Source organism: Paenirhodobacter hankyongi (assembly GCF_003664585.1).
Lineage (GTDB): Bacteria > Pseudomonadota > Alphaproteobacteria > Rhodobacterales > Rhodobacteraceae > Rhodobacter > Rhodobacter hankyongi.
The window spans coordinates 294,393-314,728 of record NZ_RCHI01000002.1; the positions used below are offsets into that span (position 1 = coordinate 294,393).

Consider the following 20,336-nt stretch of genomic DNA (forward strand, 5'->3'; position numbering starts at 1 on the left):
TGCCCGAAATACCTCGCGGGGGTCCGGGGGCGCGAGGCCCCCGGGGCCGGGGTCAGCGCCGCTGGCCGAGCTTGCAGGCGGCGATCGAGGCCATGTTCAGGATGTCGTTCACCGTCGACACCGTCGAACAGATCTGGATCGGCGCCGAGACGCCGGTCAGGATCGGGCCGATCACCGTCGCCCCGGCCATCTCCTGCATCAGCTTGACCGAGATCGAGGCCGAATGCCGCGCCGGCACCACCAGCACGTTCGCCGGCCCGGTCAGACGGCAGAACGGATAGTTCTTCATCTGCTCCATGTTCAGCGCGACATCGACGGTCATTTCGCCATCATATTCGAAATCGACCCCGCGCTCGTCCAGGACCTGCGGCGCGATATGCATCTTCGTCGCCCGTTCCGACACCGGATAGCCGAAGGTCGAGAAGGAGCAGAAGGCCACCCGCGGCTCGAGCCCGAGCGCCCGCGCCACCTGCGCCCCCGAGGTGGCGATATCGGCGAGGTCATGCTCGTCGGGCCATTCGTGCACCAGCGTGTCGCCGATCAGCACCACGCGCCCCTTGTGCAGAAGCGCGGTGATCCCCACCGCCCCATCCGAGGGGCGCGCGTCGAAGACCTTGTTGATCAGCTCCATCACATGGCCCGACTTGCGGGTGGCGCCGGTGACCATGCCGTCGCCATGCCCATGCGCCAGCATCAGCGCGGCAAAGACATGGCGGTCGCGGGTGGCCAGCTTGTGCGCATCCTCGCGGTCCACGCCCTGACGCTGCAACCGGGTATAGAGGAAGTCCTTGTAGGCCTCGATGTGCTTCGAATTGACCGAGTTCACCACGGTCAGCTCGCGATAGGCATCGCCCAGCCCCGCCGTTTCCAGCTTTTCGCGCACGTCGCTCTCGCGGCCGACGACCATCGCCCGGCCCATGCCGTTGCGCTGATAGGCCACCGCGGCGCGCAGCACGCGCGGATCGTCGCCCTCGGCGAAGATCATCGTCGCCTGCGCCTGCCGCGCCCGCGCCTGGATCCCCTGCAGGATCGACGCCGTCGGGTCCATCCGCGTCTTCAGGCCCAGCACATAGGCGTCCATGTCGATGATCGGCCGGCGTGCGACGCCGGTGTCCATCCCGGCCCGGGCGACCGCCGGCGGGATCACGTGGATCAGCCGCGGGTCGAAGGGCGTCGGGATGATGTAGTCGCGCCCGAAGGTCAGCTTGCGGCCATAGGCGATCGCCACCTCGTCGGGCACGTCCTCGCGGGCCAGCTCGGCCAGCGCCTTGGCACAGGCGATTTTCATCTCGTCATTGATCGCGCGGGCATGGATGTCGAGCGCGCCGCGGAAGAGATAGGGGAAGCCGAGGACGTTGTTCACCTGGTTCGGATAATCCGACCGGCCCGTCGCCACGATCGCGTCGGGGCGCACGCCATGCGCCTCTTCCGGGGTGATTTCCGGATCGGGGTTCGCCATCGCGAAGATCACCGGATTGTCGGCCATCTTCGCCACCATCTCGGGCGTCACCGCACCCTTGGCCGAGACGCCGAGGAAGACATCCGCACCCACCATCGCCTCTTCCAGCGTGCGCGCGTCGGTCTTCGCCGCATGGGCCGATTTCCACTGGTTCATGCCCTCGGTGCGGCCCTGCCAGATCACGCCCTTGGTGTCGCACATGATGCAGTTGTCATGCTGCGCGCCCATGGCCTTGATCAGCTCGAGGCAGGCGATGCCGGCGGCGCCGGCGCCGTTCAGCACGATCCGGCAATCCTCGATCTTCTTGCCGCTCAGCTCGAGCGCGTTGATCAGGCCGGCCGCGCAGATCACCGCCGTGCCGTGCTGGTCGTCATGGAACACCGGAATGTCCATGATCTCCTTCAGCCGCTGCTCGATGATGAAGCACTCGGGCGCCTTGATGTCCTCGAGGTTGATACCGCCGAAGGTCGGGCCCATCAGGCTCACCGCCTTGATGATCTCGTCCGGGTCCTCGGTGTCGAGCTCGATGTCGATCGCGTTGACGTCGGCAAAGCGCTTGAACAGCACCGCCTTGCCTTCCATCACCGGCTTCGAGGCGAGCGCGCCAAGGTTGCCCATGCCAAGGATCGCCGTGCCGTTCGAGATCACCGCAACCATGTTGCCCTTGACCGTGTAGTCATAGGCGGTCTCGGGCCGGTCGGCGATCGCCTCGACCGGAACCGCGACGCCGGGGCTGTAGGCAAGGCTCAGATCGCGCTGCGTCGTCATCGGCTTCGACGCCGTGATCTCGTATTTCCCGGGCGTCGGGTCGAGATGGTAAGCCAGCGCCTCTTCAGGCGTGATGCGGTTCTTGCTTGACATGGTGCTCCTCCGGTCGCGCCTTCTCATAACGCCACCTCTGGCACGTCTCAATGGATTTGCACCCGGATTCCGCCTTTTGTAGGGTCGCGCCAAACGGGGGAACGCATGGCCGAGCCGACAGTCACGCCGATGATGGCGCAATATCTCGCAATCAAGGAGGCGAATCCGGGGGCGCTGCTGTTCTACCGGATGGGCGATTTCTACGAGATGTTCTTCGACGATGCCGTCGCGGCCTCGGCCGCGCTCGACATCGCGCTGACGAAACGCGGGCTGCATCTGGGCGAGGAAATCCCGATGTGCGGCGTGCCGATCCATGCCGCCGAGGGCTATCTGCTGACGCTGATCCGCAAGGGGTTCCGCGTCGCCATCGCCGAACAGCTGGAAGACCCGGCCGAGGCGAAGAAGCGCGGCGCGAAATCGGTGGTGAAGCGCGACGTGGTGCGCCTTGTCACCCCCGGCACGCTGACCGAGGAAAGCCTGCTCGAGGCGCGGCGCCACAACTTCCTGGCCGCCTGGAGCGAGATGCACGGCGAGGGCGCGCTGGCCTGGGTCGACATCTCGACCGGCGAGTTCCGGGTGATGCCCTGCCCGTTGACCCGGCTTGCGCCCGAACTGGCCCGCCTTGCCCCGCGCGAGGTGCTGGTGAGCGAGCTGCGCGAGGCCGATTGCGCCGAGATCGTCACTGATCTGAAGGCGGCGCTGACCCCGCTCGCGCGCGCAAGCTTCGACAGCGAGGGGGCGGAACGGCGGCTTCTGGGCCTGTTCTCGGTCGGTTCGCTCGATGCCTTCGGCAGCTTCTCGCGGGTCGAGATCTCGGCCATGGGGGCGATCGTCGACTATCTCGAGCTGACGCAGCGCGGCAAGCTGCCGCTGCTGCGCCGGCCGCTGCGCGAAGAGGCCGGCAGCCTGATGCAGATCGACGCCGCCACCCGGCGCAACCTCGAACTGACGCAGGCGCTGTCGGGCGGGCGCGAGGGCTCGCTGCTGACCACCATCGACCGCACCGTGACCGCCGCCGGCGCGCGGCTGCTGGAACGGCGCATCTCGGCCCCCTCGCGCGATCTGAACCAGATCCATGCCCGCCATGATGCCGTGCGTTTTCTGCTGGAACAGGGTCGATTTTCGGAGGATCTGCGCGCCGATCTGCGGCGCTGCCCCGACATGGACCGCGCGCTGAGCCGGCTTTCGCTCGACCGTGGCGGCCCGCGCGACATGGCGGCGATCCGCAACGGGCTCGACCAGGCCGGACGCATCGCCGAAAGCCTTGCCCCGGTGGAGCCGCCCGCGCTTCTGGCCGAGGCGGCCGCGGTGCTCGTGGGCCACGATGCCCTCGCAGCGCTTCTGGATGCGGCGCTCGTCGCCGAGCCGCCGCTTCTGGCGCGCGATGGCGGCTTCATCGCGACGGGCTATGACGCCGAGCTCGACCAGACCCGCCAGCTGCGTGACGAGGGCCGCGGCGTCATCGCCCGGATGCAGGCGCAATACATCGAGGAAAGCGGCATCACCTCGCTGAAGATCAAGCACAACAACGTGCTGGGCTATTTCATCGAGACGACCGCCACCCATGCCGAGAAGATGCTCTCGGCGCCCTTGAACGAGCGCTTCATCCACCGTCAGACCACGGCGAACCAGGTGCGCTTCACCACGCTCGAGCTGAGCGAGCTGGAAACCCGGATCCTGAACGCCGGCAACCATGCACTCGAGATCGAGAAACGGCTCTATGACAGCCTGAAACAGGCCATTCTCGCCCATGCCGGACCGATCGGCGAGGCCTCGCGGGCGCTTGCCGAGATCGACCTGGCCACCGCCTTCGCCGATCTGGCCGCGGGCGAGGACTGGGTCGAACCCACGGTGGACGCAAGCCGCGCCTTCGAGATCGAGGGCGGCCGCCACCCGGTGGTCGAGGCCTCGCTGAAGCGCTCGGGCGAGCCCTTCATCGCCAATGACTGCGCCCTGACCTCGGGCGAGACGCCGGCGATCTGGCTGCTGACCGGCCCGAACATGGCCGGCAAATCGACCTTCCTGCGGCAAAACGCGCTGATCGCGCTGCTGGCCCAGGCCGGCAGCTTCGTGCCCGCGCGCCGCGCCCATATCGGGCTGGTGAGCCAGCTCTTCTCGCGCGTGGGTGCCGCCGATGACCTTGCCCGCGGCCGCTCGACCTTCATGGTCGAGATGGTCGAGACCGCGGCAATCCTCAATCAGGCCGACGATCGGGCGCTTGTGATCCTGGACGAGATCGGGCGCGGCACGGCGACCTATGACGGGCTGTCGATCGCCTGGGCGGTTCTGGAACATCTGCACGGGGTGAACCGCTGCCGCGCGCTCTTCGCCACCCATTACCACGAGATGACGGCGCTTTCGGCGAAGCTCGACGGCGTCGAGAACGCCACCGTCTCGGTCAAGGAATGGCAGGGCGAGGTGATCTTCCTGCACGAGGTGAAGAAGGGCGCGGCCGATCGCAGCTATGGCGTGCAGGTGGCGCGGCTCGCAGGCCTGCCCGAAAGTGTGGTGGCGCGGGCCCGTGTCGTGCTCGAAGCGCTGGAACAGGGCGACCGCGAGGGCGGCGGCAAGAAGCAGATGGTCATCGACGACCTGCCGTTGTTCTCGGCCGCCGCGCATCCGGCGCCCGCACCCGCAGCCCCCGAAAGCACGGCCATCGCGGCGGCGCTGCGCGACATCAACCCCGACGAGATGACGCCGAAACAGGCGATGGAGGCTCTTTATGGCCTCCGGGCCCTGCTCAAGCCCTGATCTTCCAATTGCCGGAAATATCCCGGGGTGAGGCGTAAAAAAACGGCCTTCCGGAGGAAGGCCGTTTCACAGACCGGGCAAGGCGCCCGGGCTTTCGGAGGACTCAGCCCTTCGGCATCGAGCTGACACCGACCTTGGCCGGACGCAGCAGCCGGTCATGCAGCAGGAAGCCTTCGGTCATCACCTGGATGATGTCGCCCGCGGTGGTGCCGGGCACCGGCGCCTCGAACATCGCCTCGTGCTGCTGCGGATCGAACTTGTCGCCGACCTGCGGCATGATCGCCTGGATGCCGTGACGCTTGAAGACGTTCAGCAGCTCGCGCTGCGTCAGTTCCACGCCCTCGATCAGCGCCGGCGCCGCGGCCCGCACCTCGTCGCCCGCCGCATCGAGCGCACGCTTCAGCGCGTCGAACACCGGCAGCATGTCGCGGGCCAGTTTCGAGCCGCCATAGTTCTCGGCCTCGCGACGGTCGCGATCGGCGCGCTTGCGGGCGTTCTCGGCATCGGCCAGCGCGCGCATGAAGCGGTCCTTGAACTCGTCGCGCTCGGCACGCAGGGCCTCGATCTCGTCGAAGCCTTCCGCCATCGCCGCGCCCAGCGGGTCGTTCAGCTGCTCCTGATCCTCGAGGATCTCGTCTTTCTTCTCGGTCATGGTCCTACCCCTTGCCGCGGCCGGACAGAACCCGCCCGACCAGCTGCGCCGTATAATCGACAATCGGCACGATCCGGCCGTAATTCAGCCGCGTGGGCCCGATCACGCCGACCGCACCGATGATCTTCCGATCCGCGTTCATATAGGGAGAGACGACCAGAGAGGAACCCGAAAGTGAGAAAAGCTTGTTCTCCGAGCCGATAAAAATGCGCACACCATCGCCTTCCTCGGTCAGGTCGAGGAACTCGGCGATATCGCGCTTGCGTTCCAGATCGTCGAACAGAGACCGAATCCGGTCGAGATCCTCCTCGCCGTCGAGCAGGTTCGAACGCCCGCGCACGATCAGCCGCTCGTAGGGCGCGCCCTGATCGGCCCATTGCGCGAGCCCGCTTTCGACCAGTTCCGCGGCGAGCGTATCAAGCTCCTGCCGGCGCGCGACGATCTCTTCGCGGATATCGGCGCGCAGCTCGCTCAGCGTGCGACCCTCGGCCAGCGCATTGAGGAAATTCGCGGCTTCGCGCATCGACGAGGGGGTCTGCCCCGGCGGCGGGGTGAAGACGCGGTTCTCCACCTGCCCGTCAGCAAAGACCAGCACCACCAGCGCCCGATCGGGCCCGAGCGAGACGAATTCGATGTGGCGGATCGGCGCTTCGTGCTTCGGCGCCAGGACCAGGCTTGCGCCATGGGTGATGCCCGACAGCGCCGCGCCGACGCGGTCGAGAAGCGAGCCCACCCCGGGCTCGTTCGCGCCCAGCGTCGCATCCAGCGCCTGCCGGTCAGTCACGTGAACCTCGCCGACCTCCATGAAGCCGTCGACGAACATCCGCAGCCCGAGCTGCGTCGGCACCCGCCCGGCCGAGACATGCGGGCTGCCCAGGAGCCCCATGTATTCGAGATCCTGCATCACGTTGCGGATCGTCGCGGCGGAGAGCTTCTCGCTCATCTGCCGGGTCAGGGTGCGTGACCCCACCGGGTCGCCGGTTTCGAGATAGCCCTCGACCACCCGCCGGAAAACCTCGCGCGAGCGGTCGTTGAGTTCCGTCAGAAGTTGTGTCTGGTCGTGCATGGCGTGGCTCATCCCCGCATTAAAGCCGCCCTGCCGCGCCCGTCAATCAGGCGTCGCCCTGCTTCGGGGTTGCATCATGGCGCGGGCGGCCTCAAATGAGGCAAACTCTTCGAAAGGACTGATCATGCGCCCCTCCGGCAGAAATCTAAGTGAATGCCGCCCGATTTCAATCGAAACCGGGATCACGAAGCACGCCGAAGGCTCGTGCCTGATCAAGGTCGGTGACACCCATGTGCTGTGCACCGCGACGATCGAGGATCGCGCGCCGTCCTTCCTGAAGGGCACCGGGCTGGGCTGGGTGACAGCGGAATACGGCATGCTGCCGCGCGCCACCAATTCGCGCACCCGGCGCGAGGCGGCGGCCGGCAAGCAGTCGGGCCGCACGCAGGAGATCCAGCGCCTGATCGGCCGCGCGCTGCGCGCCGGCGTCGACCGCTCGGCCCTTGGCGAGCGGCAGATCGTCGTCGACTGCGACGTGATCCAGGCCGATGGCGGCACCCGCTGCGCCTCGATCACCGGGGGCTGGGTGGCGCTGCGTCTTGCGGTGAACAAGCTGCTGAAATCGGGTCTGATCACCTCGGATCCGCTGGTCGACCATGTCGCGGCGATTTCCTGCGGCATCTATGCCGGCCAGCCGGTGTGCGACCTCGACTATGCCGAGGACAGCGAGGCGGGCACCGACGGCAACTTCATCATGACCGGCGCCGGCAAGCTGATCGAGGTGCAGATGTCGGCCGAGGGCGCGACCTTCTCGCGCGACGAGATGACGAAGCTTCTCGACCTGGCCGAGGCGGGCGTGGCGCAGCTGGTCGCAGCGCAGAAGGCGGCGCTGGCATGAGGAAGTTCACCGGCGACAGGCTGCTGTTCGCCACCCACAACAAGGGCAAGCTGGAGGAGATGCGGGCGCTGCTCGCGCCCTTCGGCATCACCGTGCTGTCGAACGACGATTTCGGCCTGCCCGAGCCCGAGGAAACCGAGACGACCTTCGTCGGCAATGCCCGGATCAAGGCACATGCGGCGGCGAAGGCCACCGGCCTGCCGGCGCTGTCCGACGACAGCGGCATCGAGGTGGACGCGCTCGACGGTGCCCCCGGCGTCTATACCGCCGATTGGGCCGAAACCCCGACCGGGCGCGACTTCACGCTTGCGATGACCCGCACCTGGGACGCCTGCGAGAAGATCGCCGCGCCGATGCCGCGCACCGCGCGCTTCCGCTCGACCCTCGTGCTCGCCTGGCCCGATGGCCATGACGAGGTCTTCGAGGGCAAGGCCGAGGGCCAGCTTGTCTGGCCGATGCGCGGTGCGCATGGCCATGGCTATGACCCGATGTTCCAGCCCGAGGGCCATGACATCACCTTCGCCGAGATGGACCCGGCGAAGAAGAACCAGATCAGCCACCGCGCGGATGCTTTCCGCAAGCTGGTGCAATGTTTCGAGGCGAAGATGGCACGACAGAACATCTCGGGCGGCTCGCCCTATGAACCGAAGCTTGGCTATTCGCGCGCCGTGGTGCAGGGCGACTGGTGCTTCGTCGCCGGCACGACCGGCGCCGATCCGGTCAGCAAGACCTTCCCGGACAGCGTTCTCGATCAGGCGCGCAACGCGCTCGCCACGATCCGGGGCGTTCTGGAAGGCGCGGGCTTCTCGATGGCCGATGTGGTGCGGGCGAATTACGTCATCACCGATGCGGCCTATGTCGAAGAGATCATCCCGGCGCTGTCGGAAACCTTCGGCGAGATCCGCCCGGCTGCGATGATGATCGTCGCGGGGCTGGTGAACCCGGCGATGAAGATCGAGATCGAAGTGACGGCGTTCAAGGGATGAGCGACGATTGGCGGCACGGCGGGTTCGGCCTTTACCTGCACTGGCCCTTCTGTGCCGCCAAATGCCCCTATTGCGATTTCAACAGCCATGTGGCGGCGGAGATCGACCAGGCACGCTGGCAGCGCGCCTATCTTGCCGAGATCGACCGTCTGGGCGCCGAAACGCAGGACCGGGTGCTGAACTCGGTCTTCTTCGGTGGCGGCACCCCCTCGCTGATGGACCCCGACCTTGTCGCCGCGATCCTCGAGCGGGTGCGGCGCACCTGGCGGCAGGCGAATGACATCGAGATCACCCTCGAGGCGAACCCCACCAGCATCGAATCCGGCCGGTTCAGAGCCTATTCCGCGGGCGGCGTGAACCGCGTCTCGATGGGGATGCAGGCGCTAAACGACGCCGATCTGACGCGGCTTGGCCGGATGCACAGTGCCGCCGAGGGACGCGCCGCCTTCGATATCGCCCGCAGCCATTTCGCCCGCGTCAGCTTCGATCTCATCTATGCGCGTCAGGATCAGGACCTGACCGCCTGGGAGGCCGAACTGCGCGAGGCGCTGGCGATGGCGGTGGATCACTTCTCGCTTTACCAGCTGACGATCGAGGAAGGCACCGCCTTTGGCCGCCGTGCCGCGGCCGGCAAGCTGACCGGCCTGCCAGACGAGGAACTGGCCGCCGACATGTATCTGCGCACGCAGGAAATCTGCGAGGCGGCGGGGCTTCCGGCCTATGAAGTGTCGAACCACGCCCGCGAGGGGGCGGAAAGCCGGCACAACCTGATCTATTGGCGCTATGGCGATTACGCCGGCATCGGCCCTGGCGCGCATGGCCGGCTGACCCTTGGCGACACGCGGCAGGCGACGGTCACGCCCAAGGCCCCTGCCCTGTGGCTGCAATCCGTGGAGCAGCGCGGCTCGGGCGAACTCCCGCGCGATGCGTTGCCGCTCGAGGATCAGGCGGTCGAATTCCTGCTCTTCGGGCTGCGGCTGAGCGAGGGGATCGATCCGGCGCGCTATCGCGCGCTCTCGGGCACCGACCTGCCCGCCGAAAAGCTCGCCGATCTGGGCGAGCTTGGTCTGGTGGAAACCGTCGATGGCCGGATCCGCGCCACCCGAGAGGGCCGCGCGGTGCTGAATGGCGTGATCCGGGAGTTGATGCCCTGAGCCTCAGCGCCCGGCGCTGAGGAGCGAGCAGATCCGGTCCAGCTCGTCGAGGTCGCGATAGGCGATGGTGACGAGACCCCCCTCCGACCCCTTGTGGTCGATCGACACCTTCATACCAACGCTAGCGCTCAGATCGCCTTCCAGCGCCCGGGTATCGGCATCCTTCTCGGACGGGCGGCGCGGCTTCGGCGCGCCCCCGCCCGGCGGCGTCACCGACTTTTTCGCCAGCCGCTCGACATCGCGCACCGAGAGGCCCTTCAAAACGGTATCTCGCGCCAGCTTGACGGGATCGGGCGCGGTGATCATCGCCCGCGCGTGCCCCGCGCTCAGCTGCCCCGCGCGCAGCATCCCCTGCACCTCGTCGGGCAGGTTCAGCAGACGCAGCAGGTTCGCGATATGGCTGCGGCTTTTCGACAGCGCCTCGGCCACCTTTTCCTGGGTATGGCCGAAACGATCCATCAGCGCGCGATAGCTGAGCGCCTCTTCCAGAGGGTTCAGATCGGCGCGCTGGATGTTTTCGATGATCGCGACCTCGAGCACCTCGTTATCTGTGAACTCGCGCAGGATCACCGGCAGCTCGTGCAGCTGCGCCAGCTGCGAGGCACGCCAGCGCCGTTCGCCGGCGACGATCTCGTATTGCCCTTCCTTGCGCGGATGGCGGCGCACGATCAGCGGCTGGATGACGCCCTTCTCGCGGATCGAGGCCGCAAGCTCATCCAGCGCCTCGGGCTCGAAATCGCGGCGCGGCTGGTCGGGATTGGGCTCGATATTCTCGATCGGGACGAACATTTCCGCCCGACGCGGTGCCGCCGCGGGTTCGGCCGTGGGCGCCAGATGGACATCCGCCATCAGCGCCGACAGACCACGCCCCAGACCACGCCGTTCGGGTTTCTTCTCCGCCATCCCTTATCCCCTGGTAGTCGCCGCGGCATGCCGGGCAAGAAGTTCACTCGCCAGCGCGCGATAGGCCGTCGCCCCACGCGAGCCGGAATCATAGCTGGTGACCGGCATCGCATAGGACGGCGCCTCGGACACCCGCACATTGCGCGGGATCATCGTGCGGAACACGAGCTCGCCCAGTGTGTTGCGCGCATCCGCCTCGACCAGCTGCGAGAGGTTGTTGCGCACGTCATACATGGTCAGAACCACGCCTTCGATGCGCAGGTCGCGATTGGCGCTCTGCCGCACCTCGCGGATCGTCAGCATCAGCTGCGACAGGCCTTCGAGCGCGAAGAATTCCGCCTGCAGCGGCACCAGAACCGAATGCGCCGCGACCATCGCGTTCACCGTCAACTGGTTCAGCGACGGCGGGCAGTCGATCAGCACATAATCAAGCGCGAAGGCGTCGATGTCGGGCTGGCGCAGCGCGTCATGCAGCAGGAAGCTGCGCTTTTCGTTCGACACCAGCTCCATGTCGGCCGACGAGAGATCGGTGGTCGCCGGGCAGATCCACAACCCCTCGATGCCGGTTTCCTGCACGACCGAGGAGATCGGTGCGTCTTCGAGGATCAGCTCGTAGGTGCTCGACTTCCGATCCTCGGTCTCGAGGCCGAGCCCGGTCGAGGCATTGCCCTGCGGGTCGAGATCGACAAGCAGCACGCGCTGCCCGGCCTCGACAAGGGCAGCGGCAAGGTTGATTGCGGTGGTGGTCTTGCCCACCCCGCCCTTCTGGTTGGCGACGGCGATGATTCTGGGCCCGGGCGGCCGAGTCGGATCAGACACGTTTCACTCCATCGATCTGCAGGATAACGGCTTCGGACTCGGTCTCGCTGGGATGCGGGTTGAGGTGAAAGGACCACCTTTCTTGCGCCGGCGCAAGCTCTTCGCGCCAGCGCGCCCCTTTCGGGAAAAGACAGGTTCCGCCGGGGGCAAGGTGGCGCTCGGCAAAGCCCAGAAGATCGCTCAGCGGCGCCAGCGCGCGCGCGCTGAGGATATCGGCCTGAAGCGGCGCAAGTGCCTCGATCCGGTCGCTTTTCACCGCAACGGAAAGGCCGAGTTCACGCGCCGCGGTCATCAGGAAGGCCGACTTGCGCCGGTCACTTTCAACCAGCGTCACCACCAGATCGGGGCGTTTTTCGGCCGCGAGCACCGCGATCACCAGTCCGGGAAAGCCGCCGCCACTGCCCAGATCGGCCCAGATCCGCGCCGTCTCCGGGCCAAGCGCGAAGATCTGCGCCGAATCGAGGAAGTGCCGCGTCCAGACCTGCGACAGCGTCTGCGGCGAGACCAGGTTGATCGCCGCATTCCACTTGCGCAGAAGCGCCTCGTAGGCGGTCAGCCGGTCGAGTGTTTCACGTGAAACATCGACGGCCGCGGAGAAGACCTCGACGCTCATGCCGAGGCCACCCGGCTGGCCTGGCGCAGGCTGGCGAGGATCAGCGCCAGCGCCGCCGGCGTCACCCCATCGACCCGGCTGGCCTGGGCGAGCGTCTGCGGCCGCGCCCGACCGAGCTTCAGTTTCAGCTCATTCGACAGGCCGGACAGCGCCGCATACTCGAAATCGGCAGGAATTTCCCAATGCTCGTCGCGCTTCATTGCGGCCACGTCGCGCTCCTGCCGCTCGATATAGCTGGCATAGAGCGCGTCCTTGGCCAGCTGATCGGCGATTTCGGTGGGAAGCTCCGTCATCTGCGGGAACACGGCCGACAATTCGGCCAGGCCGATGTCCGGGAAGGACAGAAGCTCGAAGGCCGAGCGCTTGCTGCCGTCCTGGTTCACCTTCAGCCCGGCGGAAATCGCCTGCTTCGGCGTCAGAATCAGCGAATCGAGCAGCGCACGGCCGACGTCCAGCGCCTCCATCTTCTGCGCAAAGGCCTGCTGCCGCTCCGCCCCAACGCAGCCAAGCGCGATCCCCATCGGGGTCAGCCGCTGGTCGGCATTGTCGGCGCGCAGCGACAGGCGGAATTCGGCGCGCGAGGTGAACATGCGATAGGGCTCGGCCACACCGCGCGTCACCAGATCGTCGATCATTACCCCGATATAGCTGTTCGTGCGGCTGAAGACGGCAGGCCCCTGCCCCTGCGCCGCCCGCGCCGCGTTCAGCCCGGCGACCAGCCCCTGCGCCGCGGCCTCTTCATAGCCGGTGGTGCCGTTGATCTGCCCGGCAAGATAAAGCCCCGGCTGCTCGCGCAGTTCGAGCGTCGGCGTCAGCGCACGCGGGTCGACGAAATCATATTCGATCGCATAGCCCGGCTGCAGGATCCGCACATCCTCGAGACCGCGGATCGAGCGGACATAGACCTCCTGCACATCGACGGGCAGCGAGGTGGAAATGCCATTCGGATAGATCGTGTCGTCGTCCAGCCCCTCGGGCTCCAGGAACACCTGATGCGAGGTCTTGTCGGCAAAGCGCACGACCTTGTCCTCGATCGAGGGGCAATAGCGTGGCCCGACCCCCTCGATATGGCCGCCATACATCGCCGACCGGCCGAGGTTTTCGCGGATCACCTCATGCGTGCGCTCGTTCGTATGGGTGATCCCGCAGGAGATCTGCCGCACGAAGGGCGCCTTGTGCAGGAAGCTGAACATCGCCGGATCGTCGTCGCCCGGCTGGCTGTCGAGAACCGACCAGTCGATTGTCCGCCCATCGAGCCGCGGCGGCGTGCCGGTCTTCAGCCGGCCAAGCGGCAAGGCCAGATCGCGCAGCCGGTCGGCCAGCGCGATCGACGGCTTGTCGCCGATGCGGCCGCCGGGCTGACGCTGATCGCCGATATGGATGACGCCGTGCAGGAAGGTGCCGGTGGTCAGCACCACCGCCGCCGCGCCGATCTCGCTGCCGTCGGCCAGACGCACGCCGGCGACGCGGCCTTCGGTCACGATCAGATCGGCGGCTTCGCCCTCGATCACCTCGAGGTTTTCCTGCGCCTCGGTCAGCCGCGCCATCGCCTGGCGATAGAGCTTGCGGTCGGCCTGCGCGCGCGGACCCTGCACCGCCGGCCCCTTGCGCCGGTTCAGCAGGCGGAACTGGATGCCGGCAAAGTCGGCCGCCCGCCCCATCACGCCATCGAGCGCGTCGATCTCGCGCACCAGATGGCCCTTGCCCAGCCCGCCAATCGCCGGATTGCACGACATCACGCCGATCGCCTCGCGCCGCAGCGTGACCAGCGCCGTGCGCGCCCCTGCCCGGGCCGCCGCATGGGCTGCCTCGGTGCCGGCATGACCGCCGCCGACGACGATGACGTCAAGATGTTTCACGTGAAACACTCCTCACTTGCCGATGCAGAAGCTCGCGAAAATCTCGTCGAGAAGATGCTCCACATCCACCCGCCCGACCATGGATTCAAGCGCCCGGGCCGCCTGACGCACCCCTTCGGAGGCCAGCTCGACCCGATCGGACCCGCGCAATACCTCATTTCGCGCCGATTCCAAAGCCTGAAATGCGCGCTCCATTGCCACCCGGTGTCGCTCGCGGGTCATCACGCCGGCCGCTGCGGCCCGATCCTGCAACCGCGCGGTGACCTCGGCGACCAGCCGGTCAAGGCCCGCCCCGGTCTTGCCCGAGACAGTGAGCCCCTCACCCGGGTGAAGATCGGCCTTGCCCTGCACGACCAGATCGCCCGGCTCGGGCAGCAGCAGCGGCACTTCCGCCCCGTCGAGCAGGAAGATCCGCAGATCGGCCTGCTCCGCGCGGGCAAGCGCGCGCTCGACGCCGATCGCCTCGACCACATCGCCGGTCTCGCGCAGCCCGGCGGTGTCCAGCAGGGTGACCGCCAGTCCGCCAAGGTCCATCCGCACCTCGATCACGTCGCGTGTCGTGCCGGCGATTTCCGAGGTGATCGCCGCCTCGCGCCCCGCCAGCGCATTCAGCAAGGTCGACTTGCCGGCATTCGGCCGACCGACGATTGCCACCTCGAAGCCCTCGCGCACCCGCTCGGCCGCGCCGACCCGTGCGATCTGATCGCGTAGCGCGGCGATGACCCCGTCGATCAATGTGGTCACCTCGGGGCTGACATCGACCGGCACCTCTTCATCGGCAAAGTCGATCGTCGCCTCGAGCAGCGCCGCCGCCCGGATCAGCCGCGCGCGCCAGTCCTCGACCACCTGACCGACCGAGCCCGACAGAACCGCCAGCGCCTGCTTTCGCTGCGCCTCGGTCTCCGCCTCGATCAGGTCCGACAGGCCTTCGACCTGGGCGAGGTCCAGCCGGCCATTTTCCAGCGCGCGGCGGGTGAATTCGCCGGGCTCGGCCAGCCGCAGCCCCTCGATGCCCCCAAGCGCCCGCAGCACCGCGGCGACCGTCGCCACCGCGCCATGCACATGCAGCTCGGCCACCTCTTCGCCGGTGAAACTCGCGCCGGCGGCAAAGCACAGCACCACCGCCTCGTCGAGCTCGTCCCCCGCCAGCCGCAGCCGGCGCAGCCCGGCCTGGCGTGGCACGGGCAAGGACCCGGCCAGCATCTCGGCCGCCGCCCAGGCCCGCGGGCCGGAAATGCGGACGACCGCGACGCCCGCCTTTCCGCGGGCCGTCGCCAGGGCGAAGATGGTGTCCATCGGTCGAAAGACCTCAGCCGTTCATCGACTCGAAGAACTCGCCGTTCGTCTTCGTCTGCTTCAGCTTCGAAATCAGGAACTCGATCGCATCGGTGGTGCCCATCGGGTTCAGGATGCGGCGCAGCAGATAGGTCTTCTGCAGGTCCTTCTGGTCGACCAGCAGGTCTTCCTTGCGGGTGCCCGATTTGAGGATGTCCATCGCCGGGAAGACGCGCTTGTCCGCCACCTTGCGGTCGAGCACGATTTCCGAGTTGCCGGTGCCTTTGAACTCTTCGAAGATCACCTCGTCCATGCGCGAGCCGGTGTCGATCAGCGCCGTCGCGATGATCGTCAGCGAGCCGCCCTCTTCGATGTTGCGCGCGGCACCGAAGAAGCGCTTCGGCCGCTGCAGCGCGTTCGCGTCGACACCGCCGGTCAGCACCTTGCCCGAGCTCGGCACCACGGTGTTGTAAGCGCGGCCGAGACGGGTGATCGAGTCGAGCAAGATCACCACGTCGCGCTTGTGCTCGACCAGGCGCTTGGCCTTCTCGATCACCATTTCGGCGACCGCGACGTGCCGCGTTGCCGGTTCGTCGAAGGTCGAGGAGATCACCTCGCCCTTCACCGAACGCTGCATGTCGGTCACTTCTTCCGGACGTTCGTCGATCAGAAGCACGATCAGGTAGCATTCCGGATGATTGGTCGCGATCGAATGCGCGATGTTCTGCAGCAGAACCGTCTTACCGGTGCGCGGCGGCGCCACGATCAGGCCACGCTGCCCCTTCCCGATCGGCGCCACGAGATCGATGATCCGTGCCGAACGATCCTTGATCGTCGGATCCTCGATTTCCATCTTCAGCCGCTCGTCGGGGTAAAGCGGCGTGAGGTTGTCGAAGGCGACCTTGTGGCGGGCCTTGTCCGGGTCCTCGAAGTTGATCCGTTCGACCGAGGTCAGGGCGAAATAGCGCTCGTTTTCGCCGGGGGCGCGGATGATCCCCTCGACCGTGTCGCCGGTGCGCAGGCTGTATTGCCGGATCATGTCGGGCGAGACGTAGATGTCATCCGGGCCCGGCAGATAGTTCGCCTCGGGCGAGCGCAGGAAGCCGAACCCGTCCTGCAGCACCTCGAGCACACCGTCCCCGCCGATCTCGACGCCTTCCTCGGCATGCTCTTTCAGGATCGAGAACATCATCTCGCCCTTGCGCATGGTCGAGGCGTTCTCGATCTCCCAGTCCTCGGCCATCGCCAGCAGGTCCTTCGGGCTCTTGGCCTTCAGATCCGCAAGATTGAGCCGTTCGGTTTCGGTGTTCATCGGCATTCCATCCGCAAAGGGCGCCGGCCGGCGTCCCGGCAGCGCGTGTCCATCGTCGTCTTCAGAAGAACCTGTCGGCCGGACGGCCGGGGCTGATTTCGCAGATAAGCCCTGAGGGGCCGCGAGTCAACGAATGCTCAGAACTTCACGATCACCGCGAGCACGATGACGATCATCAGAAGCGTCGGAACTTCGTTCATCATCCGCCATTGCCGGCCGGTCATCCGGTTCTCGCCAGCGATGAAGCGTTTGCGCGCGACCTCGAGGAAGAAATGATAGCCAGTCATCGCGATCACCGCGGCGCCCTTCGCCCAGGGCCAGGCGGCAGACCAGTCGATCACCGCCGGGGTGACGACCAGCAGCAGCCCGAAGAACCAGCTCGAGAGCATCGCGGGCGCCATGATCGCCTTCATCAACAGACGTTCCTGATGCCGGAACAGCAGCTCCATGTCCGAACCGCGGGTCACGCCCTGCTTTTTGAGGCCCTCGACATGATAGACGTAAAGCCGTGGCAGGTAGAACAGCCCCGCCATCCAGGCGAGCACCGACATGACATGCAGGCTTTTGACCCAAGGGTAGGTGGTCAGCAGAAAGTCGGTCATCGGTCCCTCCGTTCGCATCACTTCATAAAGATAAAAAGAAATAAAAGAAAAGATGATGATGATGTTTGCCCTGTGGATAATGGGGATTACGCAGTTTCAGCACAGTTTTCCCCAGGGTGGACAAGAGTCCCCATCTGTTTGTCCCGGACTCGGGATGTTGCGGAATTATCTTTCAGCTTCAATGAGATTCACGAAATCATCGGGCGGGACGAATCTGTGGAAAAGCCGGACGACTCACTGGCGACTCATGAGTCGCTCACATTTGCCCCCAGAGCGGAGTCACAGGTGCAGAGTCCGCTTTCGTTCCAGGCCGAAACGCGCCAGAACAGGGGAGGAAATTCCATACCCCGGCGGCTCCACAGCTTTGCCCCGGCAGTTCTCCCGGATGTTGTCCACATGACCTTCGCCCTCACCCTCGCCTCTTCCTCCGAAATCCGGGCGCGTCTGCTGCGCGCCGCCGGCATCGAGGTCGAGATCCTGCCCGGTCGCATCGACGAAGAGGCGATCCGTGCCTCGCTCGAGGCCGAAGGGGCCACGCCGCGCGACGTTGCCGATGCGCTGGCCGAGATGAAGGCCGCGAAAATCTCGGCGCGGCGGCCGGGGCACCTGGTTCTTGGCGCCGATCAGGTGCTGGAGCTGAAGGGCCGGATCTTTGCCAAGCCCGCGACGCCCGAAGAGGCGATCGCGCATCTGCGCGCGTTGTCGGGTCAGACGCACCGGCTGCTGTCGGCGCTGGTGGCGCTGCGCGACGGGGCGCCGCTGTGGCGCCATGTGTCCGAGGTGCGGCTGCGGATGCACCCGCTCTCCGACGCCTTCATCGAGGACTATGTCGCGCGCAACTGGGACAGCATTCGCCACGCCGTCGGCTGCTACAAGCTCGAGGAAGAGGGCGTGCGGCTTTTCTCTGCCGTCGAAGGCGATTACTTTGCCGTCCTGGGGCTCCCGCTGATCGAGTTCCTGAACTGGCTGCATGTGCGCGGAGATCTGACGACATGAACGACCATCCCCGGATTCCGCTGGCCGGCGTCATCGGCTCGCCGATCGCACATTCGCGTTCGCCGGCGCTGCATGGCTATTGGCTGAAGCAATACGGCATCCGCGGCCATTACATCCCGATGGATGTGGCGGCCGAAGACCTGGAGACGGTGCTGCGCGCGCTGCCGAAGGCCGGTTTCGTCGGCTGCAACGTCACCATTCCGCACAAGGAGACGGTGCTGGCGCTGGCCGATGTGGTGTCGGACCGCGCCGCGCTGATCGGGGCGGCGAACACGCTGATCTTCCGCCCGGACGGCCGTATCCATGCCGACAACACCGACGGCTACGGCTTCATCGCCAACCTGCGCGAGGGCGCGCCGGGCTGGGCACCGGCCGAGGGGCCGGCGGCGGTGATCGGCGCCGGTGGCGCTGCGCGCGCCATCGTCGCCTCGCTGCTCGAGGTCGGCGTGCCCGAGATCCGCATCGCGAACCGCACCCGGGCGCGGGCGGATGTGCTGCGCACCGAATTCGGCGCCCGCGTCGTCGTCTATGACTGGGTGCAGGCCGGCAACATGATGGAGGACGCCCGCACCGTGGTGAACACCTCCTCGCTCGGCATGGAGGGCAAGGCCGAGTTCCGCGTGCCCCTTGATGCGCTCGACAGTCGCGCCGTGGTGACCGACTGCGTCTATACCCCGCTGCGCACGAAACTTCTGGAAGAGGCGGCGGCCATGGGCTGCACCACGGTCGATGGTCTGGGCATGCTTCTGCATCAGGCCGTTCCGGGCTTCGAGCGCTGGTTCGGCCATCGCCCAGAGGTCACGGCCGAGCTGCGCGAGGCGGTGCTTTCGGCATGAACAGACCCTTTCTCCTCGGCCTGACCGGCTCGATCGGCATGGGCAAGTCGACCACGGCGAAGATGTTTGCCGAGGAAGGCGTGCCGGTCTGGGATGCCGATGCGACGGTGCATGCGCTTTACGCCCCGGGTGGCGCCGCCGTGCCGGCGATTGCCGAGGCCTTTCCCGGCGTCGTGGTCGACGGTGCCGTCGACCGCGCGCGCCTGCGCGAGGTGCTGCACGGCGACAAACAGGCTCTGTCCCGGCTGGAATCGATCGTTCACCCGCTGACGACGGCCGCGCGGATGGAGTTCATCAAGGACCATTCCGAGGCCGACCTGATCCTTCTGGACATCCCGCTGCTGTTCGAGACCGGCGCCGACAAGATCTGTGACGCCGTGCTTGTGGTCTCGGTCCCGGCCGAGCATCAGCGTGCCCGGGTCCTGGCCCGCGGCACGATGACCGAGGCGCAGCTCGACCTGATCCTCGAACGCCAGCTTCCCGATGTGCACAAGCGCGCCCGCGCCCATCATGTGATCGAGACCCACACGATCGAGGGCACCCGCGCCGCCGTGCGCCAGTTGATTGCCGAGATCAGGGCCCGCCATGCGTGAGATCGTCCTCGACACCGAAACCACCGGCTTCGAACCGAACGAAGGCCACCGCATCGTCGAGATCGGGGCAGTCGAGCTGTTCAACCACGTGCCGACCGGCCGCACCTATCACCAGTACATCAACCCCGAACGCGACATGCCGACCGAGGCCTTCGAGGTCCACGGGCTGGGCGAGGAGTTCCTGCGCGACAAGCCGGTCTTTGCCGCCATCGCCCAGGACTTCCTCGATTTCATCGGCGAGGATGCCAAGCTCGTCATCCACAATGCCGCCTTCGACATGAAATTCCTGAACGCGGAACTGGGCTGGGCGAAGAAGCCGCTGATCGCGAATGACCGCGCGCTCGACACGCTGATGATGGCGCGCCGCCGCTTTCCGGGCTCGCCCGCCTCGCTCGACGCGCTGTGCCGGCGGTTCAACATCGACAACTCCTCGCGCACGCTGCACGGGGCGCTGCTTGACTCGGAAATCCTTGCCGACGTCTATCTCGAGCTGATCGGCGGCCGGCAGCCGGTCTTCGGTCTGACGGTGGATACCTCGCGGGCGAAGAATGCGAGCGCCGAGGATGACTGGCGTCCGCGTCCGCGTCCGACGCCCCTGCCCTCGCGCATCACTCCGGAGGAGGCCGAGGCCCATGCTGCCTTCGTGGCCAAGCTGGGCGAGAAAGCGATCTGGAACCGGTGAATCGGACCATCCGATAAAAGTTTCATAAATTCGTCTTTTCCAGCAATTTTGCTGTTTCACCCGGCGGTCCGAGCCCTTA

18 protein-coding genes and 1 pseudogene are annotated in these 20,336 nt (G+C 66.6%); 9 read left to right on the plus strand and 10 right to left on the minus strand.

Annotation, left to right across the window (positions count from 1 at the left end; translation table 11 throughout):
• Nucleotides 1-52: 52 nt before the first annotated feature.
• Nucleotides 53-2,320, minus strand: a complete 2,268-nt coding sequence (locus DYS74_RS03440; protein WP_121530922.1) for an NADP-dependent malic enzyme — start codon at nt 2,318-2,320, stop codon at nt 53-55.
• Nucleotides 2,321-2,425: 105 nt separating this feature from the next.
• Between DYS74_RS03440 and mutS the strand changes: the two genes are divergently transcribed.
• Nucleotides 2,426-5,071 (plus strand): DNA mismatch repair protein MutS, encoded by a 2,646-nt coding sequence (gene mutS, locus DYS74_RS03445; protein WP_121530924.1) that lies wholly within the window; start codon nt 2,426-2,428, stop codon nt 5,069-5,071.
• 103 nt (nt 5,072-5,174) lie between these two features.
• Here mutS and DYS74_RS03450 read toward each other — a convergent pair whose 3' ends face one another.
• Nucleotides 5,175-5,723: a nucleotide exchange factor GrpE gene (locus tag DYS74_RS03450; RefSeq protein ID WP_121530926.1), complete on the minus strand. Its 549-nt coding sequence runs from the start codon at nt 5,721-5,723 to the stop codon at nt 5,175-5,177.
• A gap of 4 nt (nt 5,724-5,727) precedes the next feature.
• Nucleotides 5,728-6,789 (minus strand): heat-inducible transcriptional repressor HrcA, encoded by a 1,062-nt coding sequence (hrcA, locus tag DYS74_RS03455; protein WP_121530928.1) that lies wholly within the window; start codon nt 6,787-6,789, stop codon nt 5,728-5,730.
• Nucleotides 6,790-6,913: 124 nt separating this feature from the next.
• On the opposite strand from hrcA, the gene rph reads away from it, so the two are divergent.
• From rph to hemW, 4 genes and pseudogenes are all read left to right on the plus strand, one after another.
• Nucleotides 6,914-7,627, plus strand: coding sequence for a ribonuclease PH (gene rph, locus DYS74_RS03460; RefSeq protein ID WP_121530930.1), 714 nt, complete (start codon nt 6,914-6,916; stop codon nt 7,625-7,627).
• Nucleotides 7,624-8,223 (plus strand): annotated as a pseudogene (rdgB, locus tag DYS74_RS18785) (RdgB/HAM1 family non-canonical purine NTP pyrophosphatase); the annotation flags it as partial. The gene rph and the pseudogene rdgB, both read left to right, overlap by 4 nt.
• Before the next feature lie 9 nt (nt 8,224-8,232).
• Nucleotides 8,233-8,613, plus strand: a complete 381-nt coding sequence (locus DYS74_RS18790; RefSeq protein ID WP_220668817.1) for a RidA family protein — start codon at nt 8,233-8,235, stop codon at nt 8,611-8,613.
• Nucleotides 8,610-9,767, plus strand: coding sequence for a radical SAM family heme chaperone HemW (hemW, locus tag DYS74_RS03470; RefSeq protein ID WP_121530932.1), 1,158 nt, complete (start codon nt 8,610-8,612; stop codon nt 9,765-9,767). The genes DYS74_RS18790 and hemW overlap by 4 nt, the downstream gene beginning before the upstream one ends.
• Nucleotides 9,768-9,770: 3 nt before the next feature.
• On the opposite strand, the gene DYS74_RS03475 is transcribed toward hemW, so the two are convergent.
• From DYS74_RS03475 to DYS74_RS03505, 7 genes are all read right to left on the minus strand, one after another.
• On the minus strand, nt 9,771-10,670 hold the full coding sequence (locus tag DYS74_RS03475) for a ParB/RepB/Spo0J family partition protein (RefSeq protein ID WP_121530934.1): 900 nt from the start codon (nt 10,668-10,670) through the stop codon (nt 9,771-9,773).
• 3 nt (nt 10,671-10,673) lie between these two features.
• Nucleotides 10,674-11,489: a ParA family protein gene (locus DYS74_RS03480; protein WP_121530936.1), complete on the minus strand. Its 816-nt coding sequence runs from the start codon at nt 11,487-11,489 to the stop codon at nt 10,674-10,676.
• Nucleotides 11,482-12,102, minus strand: a complete 621-nt coding sequence (gene rsmG, locus DYS74_RS03485; protein WP_121530938.1) for a 16S rRNA (guanine(527)-N(7))-methyltransferase RsmG — start codon at nt 12,100-12,102, stop codon at nt 11,482-11,484. The genes DYS74_RS03480 and rsmG overlap by 8 nt, the downstream gene beginning before the upstream one ends.
• On the minus strand, nt 12,099-13,961 hold the full coding sequence (mnmG, locus tag DYS74_RS03490) for a tRNA uridine-5-carboxymethylaminomethyl(34) synthesis enzyme MnmG (RefSeq protein WP_121530940.1): 1,863 nt from the start codon (nt 13,959-13,961) through the stop codon (nt 12,099-12,101). Before mnmG ends, rsmG begins: the two co-directional genes overlap by 4 nt.
• 12 nt (nt 13,962-13,973) lie before the next feature.
• Complete coding sequence (gene mnmE, locus DYS74_RS03495; RefSeq protein ID WP_121530942.1) at nt 13,974-15,257, minus strand: tRNA uridine-5-carboxymethylaminomethyl(34) synthesis GTPase MnmE; 1,284 nt, start codon at nt 15,255-15,257, stop codon at nt 13,974-13,976.
• A 13-nt stretch (nt 15,258-15,270) separates the two neighbouring features.
• Nucleotides 15,271-16,554: a transcription termination factor Rho gene (rho, locus tag DYS74_RS03500; RefSeq protein ID WP_394342931.1), complete on the minus strand. Its 1,284-nt coding sequence runs from the start codon at nt 16,552-16,554 to the stop codon at nt 15,271-15,273.
• Between the two features lie 131 nt (nt 16,555-16,685).
• On the minus strand, nt 16,686-17,150 hold the full coding sequence (locus DYS74_RS03505) for a CopD family protein (RefSeq protein WP_121530944.1): 465 nt from the start codon (nt 17,148-17,150) through the stop codon (nt 16,686-16,688).
• Between the two features lie 396 nt (nt 17,151-17,546).
• Here DYS74_RS03505 and DYS74_RS03510 point away from each other — a divergent pair, with 396 nt between their 5' ends.
• Genes DYS74_RS03510 through dnaQ form a run of 4 tightly spaced genes read left to right on the plus strand, consistent with a single transcriptional unit; the run spans nt 17,547 to nt 20,257 of the window.
• A complete protein-coding gene (locus DYS74_RS03510; RefSeq protein ID WP_121530946.1) occupies nt 17,547-18,146 on the plus strand; it encodes a Maf family protein in 600 nt (199 codons plus the stop codon).
• Nucleotides 18,143-18,982: a shikimate dehydrogenase gene (locus DYS74_RS03515; RefSeq protein ID WP_121530948.1), complete on the plus strand. Its 840-nt coding sequence runs from the start codon at nt 18,143-18,145 to the stop codon at nt 18,980-18,982. The genes DYS74_RS03510 and DYS74_RS03515 overlap by 4 nt, the downstream gene beginning before the upstream one ends.
• A complete protein-coding gene (gene coaE, locus DYS74_RS03520; protein ID WP_121530950.1) occupies nt 18,979-19,575 on the plus strand; it encodes a dephospho-CoA kinase in 597 nt (198 codons plus the stop codon). Before DYS74_RS03515 ends, coaE begins: the two co-directional genes overlap by 4 nt.
• Entirely contained in the window at nt 19,568-20,257 is a 690-nt protein-coding gene (gene dnaQ / locus DYS74_RS03525; protein ID WP_121530952.1) for a DNA polymerase III subunit epsilon, read from the plus strand. Before coaE ends, dnaQ begins: the two co-directional genes overlap by 8 nt.
• The last annotated feature ends 79 nt before the right edge of the window (nt 20,258-20,336 follow it).

What these genes read in the sequence shown, in the direction of transcription:
- DYS74_RS03440 (WP_121530922.1), bottom strand. Translation starts at nt 2,320, where the DNA reads ATGTCAAGCAAGAACCGCATCACGCCTGAAGAGGCGCTGGCTTACCAT.
- mutS (WP_121530924.1), top strand. Translation starts at nt 2,426, where the DNA reads ATGGCCGAGCCGACAGTCACGCCGATGATGGCGCAATATCTCGCAATC.
- DYS74_RS03450 (WP_121530926.1), bottom strand. Translation starts at nt 5,723, where the DNA reads ATGACCGAGAAGAAAGACGAGATCCTCGAGGATCAGGAGCAGCTGAAC.
- hrcA (WP_121530928.1), bottom strand. Translation starts at nt 6,789, where the DNA reads ATGCACGACCAGACACAACTTCTGACGGAACTCAACGACCGCTCGCGC.
- rph (WP_121530930.1), top strand. Translation starts at nt 6,914, where the DNA reads ATGCGCCCCTCCGGCAGAAATCTAAGTGAATGCCGCCCGATTTCAATC.
- DYS74_RS18790 (WP_220668817.1), top strand. Translation starts at nt 8,233, where the DNA reads ATGGCACGACAGAACATCTCGGGCGGCTCGCCCTATGAACCGAAGCTT.
- hemW (WP_121530932.1), top strand. Translation starts at nt 8,610, where the DNA reads ATGAGCGACGATTGGCGGCACGGCGGGTTCGGCCTTTACCTGCACTGG.
- DYS74_RS03475 (WP_121530934.1), bottom strand. Translation starts at nt 10,670, where the DNA reads ATGGCGGAGAAGAAACCCGAACGGCGTGGTCTGGGGCGTGGTCTGTCG.
- rsmG (WP_121530938.1), bottom strand. Translation starts at nt 12,102, where the DNA reads ATGAGCGTCGAGGTCTTCTCCGCGGCCGTCGATGTTTCACGTGAAACA.
- mnmE (WP_121530942.1), bottom strand. Translation starts at nt 15,257, where the DNA reads ATGGACACCATCTTCGCCCTGGCGACGGCCCGCGGAAAGGCGGGCGTC.
- rho (WP_394342931.1), bottom strand. Translation starts at nt 16,554, where the DNA reads ATGCCGATGAACACCGAAACCGAACGGCTCAATCTTGCGGATCTGAAG.
- DYS74_RS03505 (WP_121530944.1), bottom strand. Translation starts at nt 17,150, where the DNA reads ATGACCGACTTTCTGCTGACCACCTACCCTTGGGTCAAAAGCCTGCAT.
- DYS74_RS03510 (WP_121530946.1), top strand. Translation starts at nt 17,547, where the DNA reads ATGACCTTCGCCCTCACCCTCGCCTCTTCCTCCGAAATCCGGGCGCGT.
- DYS74_RS03515 (WP_121530948.1), top strand. Translation starts at nt 18,143, where the DNA reads ATGAACGACCATCCCCGGATTCCGCTGGCCGGCGTCATCGGCTCGCCG.
- coaE (WP_121530950.1), top strand. Translation starts at nt 18,979, where the DNA reads ATGAACAGACCCTTTCTCCTCGGCCTGACCGGCTCGATCGGCATGGGC.
- dnaQ (WP_121530952.1), top strand. Translation starts at nt 19,568, where the DNA reads ATGCGTGAGATCGTCCTCGACACCGAAACCACCGGCTTCGAACCGAAC.